At 70.0% G+C, this 14622-nt stretch carries 16 protein-coding genes; 13 read left to right on the top strand and 3 right to left on the bottom strand.

Translation table 11 applies throughout. The annotated features are described in order from the left end of the window. Window positions 1–69: 69 nt before the first annotated feature. Together B9S57_RS25825 and B9S57_RS25830 are read left to right on the top strand one after the other, a co-directional pair. The gene (locus B9S57_RS25825; protein WP_103759617.1) at window positions 70–453 is read left to right on the top strand and encodes a DoxX family protein; all 384 of its coding nucleotides are present in this window, start codon (window positions 70–72) and stop codon (window positions 451–453) included. Window positions 454–606: 153 nt separating this feature from the next. Beyond that, on the top strand, window positions 607–960 hold the full coding sequence (locus tag B9S57_RS25830) for a cupin domain-containing protein (RefSeq protein WP_103759618.1): 354 nt from the start codon (window positions 607–609) through the stop codon (window positions 958–960). Window positions 961–1083: 123 nt separating this feature from the next. On the opposite strand, the gene B9S57_RS25835 is transcribed toward B9S57_RS25830, so the two are convergent. The 3 genes from B9S57_RS25835 to B9S57_RS25845 all read right to left on the bottom strand — a co-directional run bounded on the left by B9S57_RS25835 (window position 1084) and on the right by B9S57_RS25845 (window position 3127). Further along, the gene (locus B9S57_RS25835; protein WP_103759619.1) at window positions 1084–1818 is read right to left on the bottom strand and encodes a triacylglycerol lipase; all 735 of its coding nucleotides are present in this window, start codon (window positions 1816–1818) and stop codon (window positions 1084–1086) included. 181 nt (window positions 1819–1999) lie between these two features. Further along, window positions 2000–2734: a hydrogenase nickel incorporation protein HypB gene (gene hypB, locus B9S57_RS25840; RefSeq protein WP_258036599.1), complete on the bottom strand. Its 735-nt coding sequence runs from the start codon at window positions 2732–2734 to the stop codon at window positions 2000–2002. Between the two features lie 45 nt (window positions 2735–2779). After that, window positions 2780–3127, bottom strand: coding sequence for a hydrogenase maturation nickel metallochaperone HypA (locus B9S57_RS25845; RefSeq protein ID WP_308457419.1), 348 nt, complete (start codon window positions 3125–3127; stop codon window positions 2780–2782). A gap of 227 nt (window positions 3128–3354) precedes the next feature. Between B9S57_RS25845 and B9S57_RS25850 the strand changes: the two genes are divergently transcribed. From B9S57_RS25850 to hypD, 11 genes are read left to right on the top strand one after another with little or no spacing between them, the layout of a single operon-like run. After that, window positions 3355–4410, top strand: coding sequence for a hydrogenase expression protein HypE (locus tag B9S57_RS25850; protein WP_103759622.1), 1056 nt, complete (start codon window positions 3355–3357; stop codon window positions 4408–4410). 52 nt (window positions 4411–4462) lie between these two features. Further along, on the top strand, window positions 4463–6253 hold the full coding sequence (locus tag B9S57_RS25855; RefSeq protein WP_103759623.1) for a nickel-dependent hydrogenase large subunit: 1791 nt from the start codon (window positions 4463–4465) through the stop codon (window positions 6251–6253). A 1-nt stretch (window position 6254) separates the two neighbouring features. Continuing rightward, complete coding sequence (locus B9S57_RS25860; protein WP_219818591.1) at window positions 6255–7229, top strand: NifU family protein; 975 nt, start codon at window positions 6255–6257, stop codon at window positions 7227–7229. Then, entirely contained in the window at window positions 7226–7876 is a 651-nt protein-coding gene (locus tag B9S57_RS25865; RefSeq protein WP_258036600.1) for a DUF5947 family protein, read from the top strand. Before B9S57_RS25860 ends, B9S57_RS25865 begins: the two co-directional genes overlap by 4 nt. Next, on the top strand, window positions 7873–8514 hold the full coding sequence (locus B9S57_RS25870) for a DUF6084 family protein (RefSeq protein ID WP_103759624.1): 642 nt from the start codon (window positions 7873–7875) through the stop codon (window positions 8512–8514). The genes B9S57_RS25865 and B9S57_RS25870 overlap by 4 nt, the downstream gene beginning before the upstream one ends. After that, window positions 8511–9962 carry a hypothetical protein gene (locus tag B9S57_RS35825; RefSeq protein ID WP_103759625.1) on the top strand — a complete coding sequence of 484 codons (1452 nt, stop codon included), beginning with the start codon at window positions 8511–8513 and terminating at the stop codon, window positions 9960–9962. Before B9S57_RS25870 ends, B9S57_RS35825 begins: the two co-directional genes overlap by 4 nt. Next, window positions 9959–10078, top strand: coding sequence for a hypothetical protein (locus B9S57_RS36505; RefSeq protein ID WP_374935988.1), 120 nt, complete (start codon window positions 9959–9961; stop codon window positions 10076–10078). Before B9S57_RS35825 ends, B9S57_RS36505 begins: the two co-directional genes overlap by 4 nt. Further along, entirely contained in the window at window positions 10075–10575 is a 501-nt protein-coding gene (locus B9S57_RS25880; RefSeq protein WP_181011481.1) for a hydrogenase maturation protease, read from the top strand. Before B9S57_RS36505 ends, B9S57_RS25880 begins: the two co-directional genes overlap by 4 nt. 1 nt (window position 10576) lies before the next feature. Next, window positions 10577–13141, top strand: coding sequence for a carbamoyltransferase HypF (gene hypF, locus B9S57_RS25885; protein ID WP_103759627.1), 2565 nt, complete (start codon window positions 10577–10579; stop codon window positions 13139–13141). Window positions 13142–13197: 56 nt separating this feature from the next. Next, the gene (locus B9S57_RS25890; RefSeq protein ID WP_103759628.1) at window positions 13198–13515 is read left to right on the top strand and encodes a HypC/HybG/HupF family hydrogenase formation chaperone; all 318 of its coding nucleotides are present in this window, start codon (window positions 13198–13200) and stop codon (window positions 13513–13515) included. Further along, entirely contained in the window at window positions 13512–14615 is a 1104-nt protein-coding gene (gene hypD / locus B9S57_RS25895) for a hydrogenase formation protein HypD (RefSeq protein ID WP_103759629.1), read from the top strand. Before B9S57_RS25890 ends, hypD begins: the two co-directional genes overlap by 4 nt. Window positions 14616–14622 lie beyond the last annotated feature (7 nt).

Consider the following 14622-nt stretch of genomic DNA (forward strand, 5'->3'; position numbering starts at 1 on the left):
TCCGAGGCCGTTCTTACCTCCGAGTAACATCAAGGCCCGCCACCCCCGGCCGAGTTCCAGGAGTCCCGTATGGCACGCGTCCCGTTCGCCCCGCGCTCGCCCCTGCTGCTCGCCGGTCTGATGGCCGCGGCCGGGGTCGCGCACTTCGCCGCACCCACGTCCTTCGACGGGATCGTGCCACGCAGCCTGCCCGGCGACCCGAGGACCTGGACCCGGGCCAGTGGCGCCGTGGAGCTGGCGCTCGCGGCGGGGCTCGCCGTGCCGCGCACCCGGAGCATCAGCGCCCGCGCCACCGCTCTCTTCTTCGTCGGCGTCTTCCCCGCCAACGTCAAGATGGCGTACGACTGGCGCGACCGCCCCGCACCGGCCCGGGCACTCGCCTACGGCAGGCTGCCGCTCCAGATCCCGCTCTATCTGTGGGCCCGCGCGGCGAGCCGCCCCACGACCGGCTGAAGCGCCCCGCCGCCGGCCGCCCTCCCGGTACGTGCGGCGGCCCTTCAGGCGCCCCGCCGCACGCCGTGGTCGACGGATCGCCGCACGACGCGGACTTCGGCGCGACAGTCTGCTGATGGGGAAGCGCGCCCACGGTCGCCTAACGTCGCCCGCATGACCGAGTTCACCACCTTCGCCCTGCACATCCCCGACGCCGACCTCGAGCCGGACCCGCTCGATCCCTCGCAGATCCTCGAAGGGACACCGGAGGTGTCGGGAAAGGTCCTCTGGGAGTCCGAGGACGGCCGGCGGATCCGCGGCATCTGGCAGATCACCCCGGGCGTGGTGACGGACACCGAGGCGGACGAGCTCTTCGTCGTCGTCAGCGGTCGCGCCACCATCGAGGTGGACGGCGGCCCGGCCCTCACCGTGGGGGCCGGCGACCTATGCGTCCTGCGCGAGGGCGACCGCACCACATGGACCGTCCACGAGACCCTGCGCAAGGCGTACGAGATCACCCTGCCCTGACGTACGCCATGATCGCCGTGACGTGCAGCGCCGACCGCGGCTGTCGGCCCGCGGTCGGCGCTGCACGTCACGGTCGGCCACCGCCCGGTGCGCGCAGGTGACGCACCGGGCGGTGGCGGTGGGTCAGGAGGCCACGAAGCGGGCGATCCGGCCCAGCGTGAGGGTGTCCGTCAGGTACCCGATGTGGGTCTGGCAGAGCACGTTGTTGTTCGTCGCGCCGTCCAGCTTGGTGCTGGTGTACGGGATGATGATGCCGTCGCACGCCGAGTACCAGGTGGCGTACTTGGTGGCGCCGGGGGTCTCGTCACCCGAGCTGATCTGGGAGATGAAGGAGGAGCCCGGGTACATCTGCTGGCAGGTCGTGTAGATCAGACAGGCACTGGCGAACGTGGTGCCGTGGTTGGCGCCGGCGATCGAGGCGAGGTGGCTGACGCTGGTGTTGCCGCCCAGCACCTTCAGGTAGTACTGGCTGACCAGGCCGCCCATCGAGTGGTTGACGATGGCGACCTTGCTCGCACCGGTCTGCGACTTCACGTTGTTCACGAAGGAAGCCAGCCCCTGCGCGTTGGTGATGTTGTTGCCGTACGAGTTGTAGTCGTACGTGAAGAGCTTGGAGCTGGACCAGCCGTTGAGCTGGAAGACGCCCTTGGCCGTGACCCAGTTCGACGCGTTGCCCGTGTACCCGTGGACGAAGACGACCGGGGTGCTGGTGGACAGCGCCTGGGCGGTGGACGCCGCCGGTGCGGCTCGGGTGGCGGTGTCGGCCGCGCCGGCCGTCGATGCCGAGGAGAGCATGGTGAACGCGACCATGACGGCTGCGAGGACGCCGAGAAGCCGGCGCGGTGTACGACGACGCATGGAGCACTCCTGACGAGGATGCGGGTGCTTGACGCCACCAGACTCCTGGGGGTGGGGCACGGACACCATCGGTGAAATCACCAGTACGTGCGGACGGCCGGGCAGCCCCGACTCGGCACCGCCCGCACCCGGACCCCCGCGGTCCGAGTACGGTCCCGGGGAGCCCCGGTGAAGCGACGGCTCAGTCGTACTGCCTGGCCACCCAGTCGTACCAGGCGTCCATCCCGTCACCGGTGGTCGCGGACACGGACAGCAGCCTCAGGCCGGGGTTGACCGAACGGGCGTACTCCTCGCAGCGCTCGACATCGAAGTCGACGTGGGGCAGGAGGTCGGTCTTGTTGATGACGACGAGGTCGGCCGCCGCGAACATGTACGGATACTTCAGCGGCTTGTCGGTGCCCTCGGTCACCGAGATGACCACGACCTTGCTGCTCTCGCCCAGATCGAACAGGGCGGGACAGACCAGGTTCCCCACGTTCTCGACGAGGACGAGCGTGCCGGGCGCCGGAGCCAGGTCGGTGAGCGCGTCGGCCATCATCCCGGCGTCGAGATGACAGCCCGCCCCGGTGTTCACCTGCACCACCGCGCAGCCCGCGCGCTTGATCCGCTGGGCGTCCAGCAGTGTCTCCTGATCGCCTTCGACCACGGCCACGGGGCGTGTGCCGGCCAGGCCGCGGATGGTGCGTTCCAGAAGTGTCGTCTTGCCCGCACCCGGTGAACTCATCATGTTCACGGCCACGACCCCGCGGTCGGCGAGCCAGGTGCGGTTGCGCTCGGCCAGGGCCTCGTTCTTGGCGAGCACCCGCCGCTCCAGGGTGATCGTCTCGCTGCCCGCCGCAGGGTCGGGAACGTGGCTGCGGGTATGGCTGTGGTGCACACCGTCATGGTCGTGGAGCAGGGCGATCCGGGTGCCCACCCCGCCGTCGCCCTGATCGGCACATCCGCAGGTTCCGCACATACGTCAGCCCACTCTCATGGAGATGATCTCTAGTTCCCGCCCCGACGTGACGTCGACATCGGCGCTTCCGCACGGGCACAGCAGTACCAGATCGTTCAGCGTGAACTGATCGCCGCAGCTGCGACACCGTGCTGTTCCCTGCGGCTGGTCGATCTCGAGGACCGCCCCCTGCGCGACCGTCCCCTCGGTGACCAGGTCGAAGCAGAAGCGCATCGAGTCGGGCACCACCGCCGTCAATGCGCCCACCCGGACCCGGACCACATGGACACGGCGTCCCGAGGCACGTTCGCATACGGCGTCAACCATGCTCCGGGTAATAGACAATTCGTGCACGCGCCCTCTTCTCCGCACCCCTCGCGACCGGCCGACAGAGCCGAGAATTCACTCTCCCGGCCTACGCATCACCCTGCGCATTGTTCACCGTCCGACGAGAATTCGGATTGCGAATTCCCGTGTTGACAGGGCATTCCCGGTGATCCTAGATGGTAGCAATGTGACGGCACCGTGCCCGTACCTCCGAAACATTTCCGGCGGCGCGAGGGCAAGGAGCCATCGGCGATCCGGAAGGTGGCACCCCTATGCCGACGGACGAAGCACTGCGCGCGGAGGACACGCTGATCCACGTGCTGTGGATCAACGCGGGTCTCAGCTGCGACGGCGACTCGGTGTCGCTCACCGCCGCCACCCAGCCGAGCATCGAGGAAATCGCTCTGGGAGCGCTGCCCGGCCTTCCGAGGATCGCCGTGCACTGGCCGCTCATCGACTTCGAGTGCGGCCCCACCGGCGGCGCCGACGACTTCCTGGAGTGGTTCTTCAAGGCGGACCGCGGAGAGCTGGATCCCTTCGTCCTCGTCGTCGAGGGGTCCATCCCCAACGAGAAGCTGCACGACGAGGGCTACTGGTCCGGGTTCGGCAACGACCCGGCCACCGACCAGCCGATCACCACCAGCGAATGGCTCGACCGGCTGGTGCCCAAGGCCACCGCGGTGGTCGCCGTGGGGACCTGTGCCACCTACGGCGGCATCCACGCCATGGCGGGCAACCCGACCGGCGCCATGGGTGTACCGGACTACCTGGGCTGGGACTGGAAGTCGAAGGCCGGGATCCCGATCGTCTGCGTCCCGGGTTGTCCGATCCAGCCGGACAACCTCTCCGAGACCCTCACCTACCTGCTCTACATGGCGACGGACCAGGCCCCGATGATCCCGCTGGACGACGCGCTGCGGCCGACCTGGCTGTTCGGCCAGACGGTGCACGAGGGCTGCGACCGCGCCGGCTACTACGAGCAGGCGGACTTCGCGACGGAGTACGGCTCACCGAAGTGCATCGTGAAGCTGGGCTGCTGGGGTCCGACGGTGAAGTGCAACGTGCCCAAGCGTGGCTGGATGAACGGCATCGGCGGTTGCCCGAACGTCGGCGGCATCTGCATCGGCTGCACGATGCCGGGCTTCCCCGACAAGTTCATGCCCTTCATGGACGAGCCGCCCGGCGGAAAGCTCTCCACGAACGCGGTCGGGCCCTACGGCTCGACGATGCGCCGTCTGCGCCGGCTCACCACGCACACCCTCGACCGGGAGCCCAAGTGGCGCAAGCCCGGGCCGGAGCTGACCACGGGAGCCACCCGCACCTGGTGACGCACCGTGCCCCCACCACCGATCGCGACGAACAGAAGGACGAGACGGCGCTATGACGGCGACGCAGCACAAGGGCGGAAGCGGTAGGTCAGGCAAGGACGAACTCGTGGAGATGGCATGGGACCCCATCACCCGCATCGTCGGCAGTCTGGGCATCTACACGAAGATCGACTTCAAGCAGCGGGTGGTGGCCGAGTGCCACAGCACGAGTTCGATCTTCCGCGGCTATTCGGTCTTCATGAAGGGCAAGGACCCGCGGGACGCACATTTCATCACCAGCCGCATCTGCGGAATCTGCGGAGACAACCACGCCACGTGTTCCTGCTACGCACAGAACATGGCCTACGGCGTCAAGCCGCCGCACATCGGTGAATGGATCGTGAATCTCGGCGAGGCAGCCGAGTACATGTTCGACCACAATATCTTCCAGGAGAATCTGGTCGGGGTCGACTACTGCGAGAAAATGGTCGCGGAGACCAATCCCGGTGTGCTGGAACAGGCGAACAGGACTCCGTCCCCGCACGGCGAGGATCACGGGTACAAGACCATCGGCGACATCATGCGGTCGCTCAATCCGTTCACCGGCGAGTTCTACCGCGAGGCACTCCAGGTGAGCCGGATGACCCGCGAGATGTTCTGTCTCATGGAGGGCCGCCACGTCCATCCCTCCACGCTCTACCCCGGCGGCGTGGGCACGGTGGCGACCATCCAGCTGATGACGGACTACATCACACGTCTGCAGCGGTACGTCGAGTTCATGAAGAAGGTCGTGCCGATGCACGACGATCTCTTCGACTTCTTCTACGAGGCGCTGCCCGGCTACGAACAGGTCGGCAACCGCCGCATTCTCCTGGGCTGCTGGGGTTCCTTCCAGGACCCCGAGCACTGCAACTTCAAGTACCAGGACATGACCGAGTGGGGCCGGAAGATGTACGTCACCCCGGGTGTCGTCGTCGACGGGAAGCTGGTCACCACCGACCTGGTCAAGATCAATCTGGGCATCCGCATCCTGCTCGGCTCGTCGTACTACGGCGACTGGGAGGACCAGGAGATGTTCGTGACCCACGACCCGCTGGGCAACCCGGTCGACCGCCGCCACCCGTGGAACCAGCACACCAACCCGCAGCCGCAGAAGCGGGACCTGGACGACAAGTACAGCTGGGTGATGTCGCCGCGCTGGTTCGACGGCAAGGACTACCTCGCCCTCGACACGGGCGGCGGCCCCCTGGCACGGCTGTGGACCACGGCGCTGGCCGGGCTGGTCGACATCGGCTACGTCCAGGCCACCGGCAGGAGCGTGAAGATCAACCTGCCGAAGACCGCGCTCAAGGGCCCGGTGGAGCTGGAGTGGCACGTCCCCCGGTGGAGCAACACCATCGAGCGCAACCGGGCGCGCACCTACTTCCAGGCGTACGCGGCAGCCTGTGCCCTGCACTTCGCGGAGAAGGCCCTCGTGGAGATCAGGGCCGGGCGGACCAAGACCTGGGAGAAGTTCGAGGTTCCGGAGGAGGGCATCGGCTGCGGCTTCACCGAGGCCGTGCGCGGGGTGCTCTCGCACCACATGGTGATCAAGGACGGCAAGATCGCCAACTACCACCCCTATCCGCCGACGCCGTGGAACGCGAGCCCTCGCGACACGTACGGCACACCGGGCCCCTACGAGGACGCGGTGCAGGGCCAGCCGATCTTCGAGGAGAACGACCGGGAGAACTTCAAGGGCATCGACATCATGCGCACGGTGCGCAGCTTCGACCCGTGTCTCCCCTGCGGGGTCCACATGTACCTCGGTGAGGGCAAGAAGCTGGAAGTGCTGCACTCTCCGACCCAGTCCGCGGGGGCCTGACGTGGCCGACCACGCCGGACAGGGACCGAACGACACGGCGGCACCGCAGTGGCGCGCCACCGGTGAACGCATCGACACCCTGATCGCCGCCAGTTCGTCGGGCGGGGCCGTCGCCCGCGAGCGCAGTGAGGAACTGGTCCGCCTGGTGACGGACTTCTACGGGGCCGGGCTGGAGCGGCTGCTGGAGGTCCTGCACGAGCGCGACCGGCTGGACGACGGCGTGCTGGCCGCGCTGGCCGCGGACGACCTGGTGGCCAGTGTCCTGCTGGTGCACGGTCTCCACCCGTACAGCGTGGAGACCAGGACCGAGCGGGCTCTGGAGAGCGTACGGCCGTACCTGGGCTCGCACGGAGGGGACGTGGAACTGCTCGGCGTGTCCGGCGAGGGTGTCGTCCGGCTCCGGCTGCTGGGCTCCTGCGACGGCTGTCCGTCGTCGTCGGCCACCCTCAGGCTGGCCGTCCAAGGCGCCGTCGAGGCGGCGGCACCCGAGATCACCTCGATCGAGGTCGAGACGGAGGACCGGGCCGAGGGCTCCGGGCCGGTGGTCCCCGTCGACGCTCTCTTCGCGCGGCTGCACGAAGGGGCGCCGGGCGAAGGCGACTCCGGGCAGTCCGACGGGTCGGGTGCCTCCTGGCATGCGGTGCCGGAGCTGGCCGCCCTGGAGTCGGGCACCGTGCTGTGCCGCGACGTCGCGGGGGTTCCGGTGCTGGCCTGCCGGGTCGGGGCCGACCTCTTCGCCTTCCTCGACCGCTGCGCCCGGTGCGACAGGACGATGACGGACTCGGTCCTCGCCCGTCGCCTGGGCGGCGGTTCCGGCGACGCGGTGCTCCGGTGTCACAACTGCCGTACGCATTACGACGTGCGGCGGGCGGGCGCCTGCGTCGACGCCGAGGAGGACCTGCACCTGGACCCGCTGCCACTGCTGGCGGACGGCACGGGTGTCTCGGTGGCGGTGCCCACGGCGGTGGCGACGTGATCCTCCAGGGACGGCCCTCCTCCCCCGCAGCCTCACTGCTGCGCATCAGCCGGCGGCGGCCGGCGCCGGTCGCGGGAGAGCGCTGCGAGATGTGCGCCGAGCCCGTCGGACACGAGCACGCGCACGTGGTGAACCTGGACGGCAGGGCCTTGATGTGCACCTGTCGGCCTTGCTACCTGTTGTTCGGCGAGGAGGGGGCTCGGCAGAACTACCGCGCCGTTCCCGAGCGTTATCTCTCCTTCGAGGGCACCGCCCTGGACGAGCGCACCTGGGACGAGCTCCAGATCCCGGTCGGCCTCGCCTTCCTCTTCCGCAACTCCGTCCAGGACCGCACCATCGCCTTCTACCCGGGACCCGCGGGTGCCACCGAGTCCGAACTCCCGCTGGACGCCTGGGACACCATCGTCGGGTCCCACCCCGGGCTGGCCGTGCTGCGCCCGGACGTGGAGGCGCTGCTCGTGCGGCGTACACAGGACGGGCAGGACTGCCACCTGGTGCCCATCGACGCCTGCTACCACCTGGTCGGCCGACTGCGCACGGTATGGCGCGGTTTCGACGGCGGACGGGAAGCACACGAGGCGATGAACGCCTTCTTCTCGGACGTACAGCGGCGCAGCCGGCCCGCCGACATGGCGGGTGCGCCATGAACGGGCTGGGATTCTCCGTGCTCGACGTGGTGGCGGAGCCCTACACCGTCGTACCTCAGCTGACGGCGCGGCTGCGGATCACCGACGGATCCGGCGATCCGGTCCACGCGGTCGTGCTGCACTGCCAGGTCCGGATCGAACCGCAGCGCAGGCACTACGACGAGGCGGAACGCGAAGGGCTGCGCGGTCTGTTCGGTGAGCAGGACCGGTGGAGCGACACCCTGCGGCCCTTCAAGTGGATGCAGTGCGACACCACCGTGCAGGGATTCACCGGCACGACCGACGTCGACCTCGCGCTGCCGTGCACCTACGACTTCGACGTCGTCGGGTCCCGCTATCTGCACGCGCTCGCCGACGGGACGGTCCCGCTGAGCCTGCTGTTCTCCGGGACGGTCTTCTCCAAGGGCCGTTCGGGCTTCGGCGTGCGCCAGGTGCCGTGGGACTGCGAGGCCAGGTACGCGATGCCGGTCTCCGTGTGGCGGCGCATGATCGCGTCGCACTACCCCAACTCCGGCTGGATCCGACTGGGTCAGGACTCGCTCGACGCTCTGGCCGGCTTCCGTGCCCGGCGCGGGCTGATCAGCTGGGACGAGACGCTGAGCACGCTGCTGGCCGGGACCGACGAGGTGGTGGCATGACATCGGCACACGCCTCGGCGTCCTTCGGGCCGGTGGATCTCGATCAGGTCCGCACGGTGGCGGACGCGGTGCTCTACGAGGGCTATCTGCTCTACCCGTACCGTGCCAGCTCGCACAAGAACCGGTCACGCTGGCAGTTCGGGGTCCTCGGACCTCCTTCGGCCGCGCCGGCCAGCTTCGGCGAGGATCCGGGCCTGGCCGTGCAGTGCCTGCTCACCGCGCCCGGGACCGCGCCCGCGACGGTCGTGGTCCATCTGCGCTTCCTCCAGTTGCAGGTCCGGGAGGTGCAGCGGTACGCCGACGACGGCAGCCCCGCACCCGTCGCCTCCTTCCGCGTGGGCGGCGAGTCGGTGCTGACCTGGGACGAGGCGGTCGAGCGCGAGATCACGCTTCCCGTGGGCGCGTTGACGCAGTCCTACGACGAGCGGCACACCGTCCCCGGCGGCGAGGACATCGAGGAGCTCAGGGACGCCGAAGGCACGCGAATCGGCCGTATCGTGCGGCGTCGTGAAGAGTTGACGGTGCGCATCCGGACCTTCGCGGAGGCCGACGACGGCTTCGTCCGGCTGTCGGTGGCGGTCGGCAACGAGCATCCGCACACGGCTGCCGACAAGGACGCCGCGATCCGGGCCTCGCTGATCGGCACGCATGTCATCGTCCAGGCACGGGGCTCCACGTTCGTCTCGCTGCTCGACCCGCCCGCCGACGCGGCCGCCGCTGCCGCCCGCTGCCGGCAGAGGCGCTGCTGGCCGGTGCTGGCAGGCGCGAAGGGGAGCGCCGACACCGTGCTCGGCGCTCCGATCATCCTGTACGACCACCCGGAGATCGCCGAGCAGAGTCCCGGGGCCCTCTTCGACGCCACGGAGATCGACGAGATTCTCACACTGCGGGTCATGACCATGACTGATCAGGAGAAGGCCGAGGCCCGGGCCACCGATCCGCGGGCCAGGGAGATCGTCGACCGCTGCGACGCGATGTCGGCCGCGGACCTCCAGCGACTGCACGGCCTGCTGCGCGACCCGCACGCGCCGGGCGGCGTCCCCTGCCCCGTACCCCCGCCGCCCGGACCCGACGTCCGGGACGCGGAGCCCGCGGCCTTCGACACCGGCGGCGCGCCGTGGTGGGACCCCGCCGCGGACGCGTCGGTCAGCCCGGACGAGGACACGGTGGTCATCGGCTCGGTGTCCGTCGGCAAGGGCAGCCTCGTGCGGGTGCATCCCTCGCGGCGGGCCGACGCCCAGGACATCTTCTTCGCGGACCAGGTGGCGCGGGTCACCGCGGTCCTCTCGGACGTCGACGGCGGGACCCATGTCGCGGTGGTGCTGGTCGACGACCCGGCGGCGGACATGCACGACTGGTACGGCCGTTACTTCTACTTCGCCCCCGACGAACTCGAACCACTGCCGGCGGACAGCGCCGCGCACCACCGAGAGGAGAGCCCCTCATGAGGACCCTGGGCAGGATCACCGCAGGGCTGGCAGCCGCCACCGCGGTGGCGGGACTCGTCGTCGGAGTCCTGTCGATCCCCGACGTCCGCCGCTACCTGCGCATGCGCGCGATGTGACCGGCGTGTCCGGGGGCGTGCTCGTGGCGGGCATCGGCAATCTCTTTCTCGGCGACGACGGCTTCGGGCCCGAGGTGGTGAGGCGGTTCGCCGGGTGCGGCACCGTGCCGCCGCACGTACGCGCGGTCGACTACGGCATTCGCGGCATGCATCTGGCCTACGACCTCCTCGACGGCTACGACACGCTGATCCTGGTCGACGCCTGCGCCGCACAGGAACCGCCCGGCACGGTGACCGTGCTGGAGGTCGGTGCCGACGACCTCGGCACCGGCGAGTTCGACGCGCACGGGATGGATCCGGTGGCGGTGCTGGGCAACCTGGACGCACTGGGCGGCACGCTGCCCCTCACCTACGTCGTCGGCTGTGTGCCGGCCGACCTGAACGAGGGCATCGGGCTCTCCGGACCGGTGGCGGCCGCAGTGCCGGAGGCCATCGCCGCCGTGCACGCGCTGCTCGGCTCCGCGGTACCCGAGACCATGAAGACCCGGAGGGCGTGACATGTGTCTGGGCATTCCCGGACAGGTCGTCGAGATCGTGGACGGCTACGCCGGTCAGCTGGCGCTGGTCGATGTCGAGGGGGCACGTCGGCGGGTCAACATCGGCATGCTGGAGACGGCTCCGGACAGCGGCGACTGGGTGCTGCTGCACATGGGCTTCGCTCTGGAGGTCATCGACCGGACCGAGGCCAGGAAGGCCCTGTCCGGCCTGGAGATGATGGGGCGCGGCGGCGGGCCGGTCCGGCGGCGCTTCGAAGTGCGGGGTGTCGTCCAGGGCGTCGGATTCCGGCCCTTCGTCTACGCGACCGCGGCCGAGCTGTCGCTCTCCGGTTCCGTCGCGAACGACGCGGTCGGGGTGATCGCCGAGGTCGAGGGGGACGCCGAGGCGGTGGAGGAGTTCGGGCGGCGGCTGCGGTCGGAGCCGCCACCACTGGCGCTGGTGGAGTCCGTGACGGCCTCCGAGCAGGACCCGCAGGGCGGCACCGGGTTCACCATCGACCGGTCCGGCGGCCACGCGGCCGGAGGGGCACGCACGCTGGTCTCCCCCGATGTCGCCACATGCCGGGCGTGTCTGGACGAGATGACCGACCCCGCGGACCGGCGCTACCGCCACCCCTTCATCACCTGCACCCACTGCGGGCCACGCTTCACCATCGTCACCGGCACGCCGTACGACCGGGCCGCGACGACGATGGCGGACTTCCCGCTGTGCGAGGAGTGCCGGGCGGAGTACGAGGACCCGGGCGACCGCCGCTTCCACGCACAGCCCATCGCCTGCCGCGTGTGCGGGCCCCGGCTCGAACTGGCCACCAAGGGCGGCCCGGCGCACCTCACGGACGAGGACGCGCTGCGCGCCGCGCGCGTGCTGCTCGCCGACGGACGCATCCTGGCGGTCAAGGGGCTCGGCGGCTACCACCTCGTGTGTGACGCGGGTGACGCGGACGCGGTCGCCGAACTGCGCCAGCGCAAGGGGCGCGGCAGCAAGCCGTTCGCGGTGATGGCGCGCGATCTCGATGTGGCCCGGCGCATGGCCGCGGTCTCCGAGGACGAGGAAGACCTGCTCACCGGCGTCCGCCGCCCGATCGTCCTCCTCGCGCGCCGGGCGGCGCAGGGGGAATCGGAGGTGTGCGACGCCGTCGCACCCGGCAGCCCCGACCTCGGCGTCATGCTGCCGTACACCCCGCTGCACGTCCTGCTGTTCGGGATCGGCGACGACACGCCGGGGCCCGATGTGCTGGTCATGACGTCGGGCAATCGGTCCGGCGAGCCGATCGTCACGGACGACGCCCGCGCCGTGAAGGAGCTGGCTCCGCTGGTCGACGGGTGGCTGCGGCACGACCGGCGTATCCATGTGCCGTGCGACGACTCGGTCAGCCGCTTCGTGGCGGGTGCCGAGCTGCCGCTGCGCCGGTCGCGGGGTTACGCGCCACTGCCGTTGGCACTGCCCTTCGACGTGCCGCCGGTGCTCGCGGCCGGCGCCGACCTCAAGAACACCTGTGCACTGGCGCAGGGGCGCTACGCCTGGGTCAGCCAGCATGTGGGAGACATGGACGACCTGGCCACCGTGGACGCGCTGAGCGGGACCGTGGCCCATCTGGAGGCGCTCACCGGTGTGGAGCCGGGTCTGCTCGCTGCCGACCGGCACCCCGGCTACCGGTCGGGCGACTGGGCGCGCGCCCGAGCGGCGGGCCGCCCGGTGCGAACGGTCCAGCACCACCACGCCCATGTGGCTTCGGTGATGGGGGAACACGGAGTCGGCCCGGCCGAGGAGGTGATCGGGGTCGCCTTCGACGGTACGGGGTACGGGACCGACGGCGCGGCGTGGGGCGGCGAGATGCTGCTCGCCGGGTACGCCTCGTTCCGCCGGGCCGCGCACCTGGCGTACGTGCCGCTGGCCGGCGGTGACGCGAGCGTGCTGCGGCCCTACCGGATGGCGCTCGCCCATCTGCATGCCGCCGGTGTCGCCCTCGACGAGGACCTGCCCCCCGTGCGGGCCTGCCGCGAGGGTGAACAGGCCGTCCTTCAGCACCAGTTCACGACCGGCTTCGGCTGCGTGCCCACCTCCAGCATGGGCCGGCTCTTCGACGCGGTCGCCTCGTTGGTCGGAGTCCGCCAGGAGGTCGACTACGAGGCCGAGGCCGCCGTCGGTCTCGAAGGCCTGGCCAGAGCCGCCGGACCGCCGCCCGCCGGACTTCCCGACCGCTACGCCTTCGCCGTCCGGCCCGCCGCGGGCCCGTCCGGAACGGAGCCCGCCGTCGCCGACGCGGCGCCGGTGATCCGTGCGGTGGTGGCCGATCTGCGGGCGCACGTACCACCGGAGGAGATCGCCGCACACTTCCATGCCTGCGTGGCCACGCTCGTCGCCGACCTCGCGGACCTCTGCCGGCAGCGGTCCGGACTGGAGAGAGTCGCGCTGGGGGGCGGGGTGTTCCAGAACGCCGTGCTGCTCGAAGCGGTCCAGCACGTCCTCACCGAACGGCGGTTCACCGTACTGCGGCCCCGGCTGCTGCCGCCCAACGACGGGGGTATCGCCCTCGGCCAGCTCCTGATCGCCGCGTCGGACTGAACGGGCGCGTCGGCGGAACCACGCAGGATCAGCACCACAAGAGGAAGAAGAGCAGCATGTGTCTGGCAGTTCCCGGGCGCGTCCTCGGCACCACCGAGGTGGACGGCACGGTCATGGCCGACGTCGACTTCGGCGGGGTGCGCAAAGAGGTGTGCCTTCAGTACATCCCCGACGCCGCAGTGGGTGAATACGTGGTCGTCCACGTCGGATTCGCCATTCAGCGTCTCGACGAGGAGTCGGCCCTGCGGACGCTGGCCGATTTCGACAGGCTCGGAATCCTGGCCGAGGAGTTCGGCGACGGACTCGCACGCGCCGCCGAGGACGCCGACGCGCAGCACACACCCGGGCCCGCCCGGGAAGGAGCAGGATCATGAAGTACCTCGAGGAGTTCAGCGACCCCGCACTGGCCGGGAAGCTGCTCGACCAGATCCACGCCACGGCCACCAGGCCCTGGGCGATGATGGAGGTCTGTGGCGGTCAGACGCACTCGATCATCCGGCACGGCATCGACCAACTCCTGCCCGACGGGATCGAGATGATCCACGGGCCTGGATGCCCCGTGTGCGTGACGCCGCTGGAGATCATCGACCGCGCGCTGGCGATCGCGGCGCGCCCCGGAGTCGTCTTCTGCTCCTTCGGGGACATGCTGCGGGTGCCGGGCAGCAGCCAGGACCTGTTCTCCGTGAAGAGCGCGGGGGGCGACGTGCGCGTGGTCTACTCGCCGCTCGACGCCCTGAACCTGGCCCGGGAGAATCCGGACAGGGAGGTCGTGTTCTTCGGCATCGGATTCGAAACCACCGCCCCGGCCAATGCCATGACGGTGTATCAGGCGAAACGCCTGGGGGTGCGGAACTTCTCGCTGCTGATCTCGCACGTCCTCGTGCCGCCCGCGATCGCAGCGATCATGGAGTCTCCCACCTGTCGGGTCCAGGCGTTCCTCGCCGCCGGTCACGTGTGCAGCGTGATGGGTACCTCCGAGTACCCGCCCCTGGCCGAGAAGTACCGGGTCCCCGTCGTGGTGACCGGCTTCGAGCCGCTGGACATCCTGGAGGGGATCCGCCGGACCGTCCTTCAGCTCGAGCAGGGAAGACACGAGTTGGAGAACGCCTATCCGCGCGCCGTACGCGACGAGGGCAACCTCCCCGCGATGGAGATGTTGCGGGACGTCTTCGAGGTGACCGACCGGACGTGGCGTGGGATCGGGATGATCCCGCGCAGTGGCTGGCGGCTGAGCGAGGCGTACGCCGACTTCGACGCCGAGCGGCGCTTCGAGGTCACCGGCATCCGGACCGCGGAGTCGTCGCTGTGCCGGTCCGGCGAGGTGCTCCAGGGGCTGATCAAGCCGCACGAGTGCGCCGCCTTCGGCAAGGAGTGCACCCCGCGCAGTCCGCTCGGCGCCACGATGGTGTCCTCCGAGGGTGCCTGCGCCGCCTATCACGCGTACCGCCGACTTGAACTGGTCGATGCGAAGTGACTGACGC

It is taken from the genome of Streptomyces sp. SM10 (assembly GCF_002910915.1).
GTDB lineage: Bacteria > Actinomycetota > Actinomycetes > Streptomycetales > Streptomycetaceae > Streptomyces.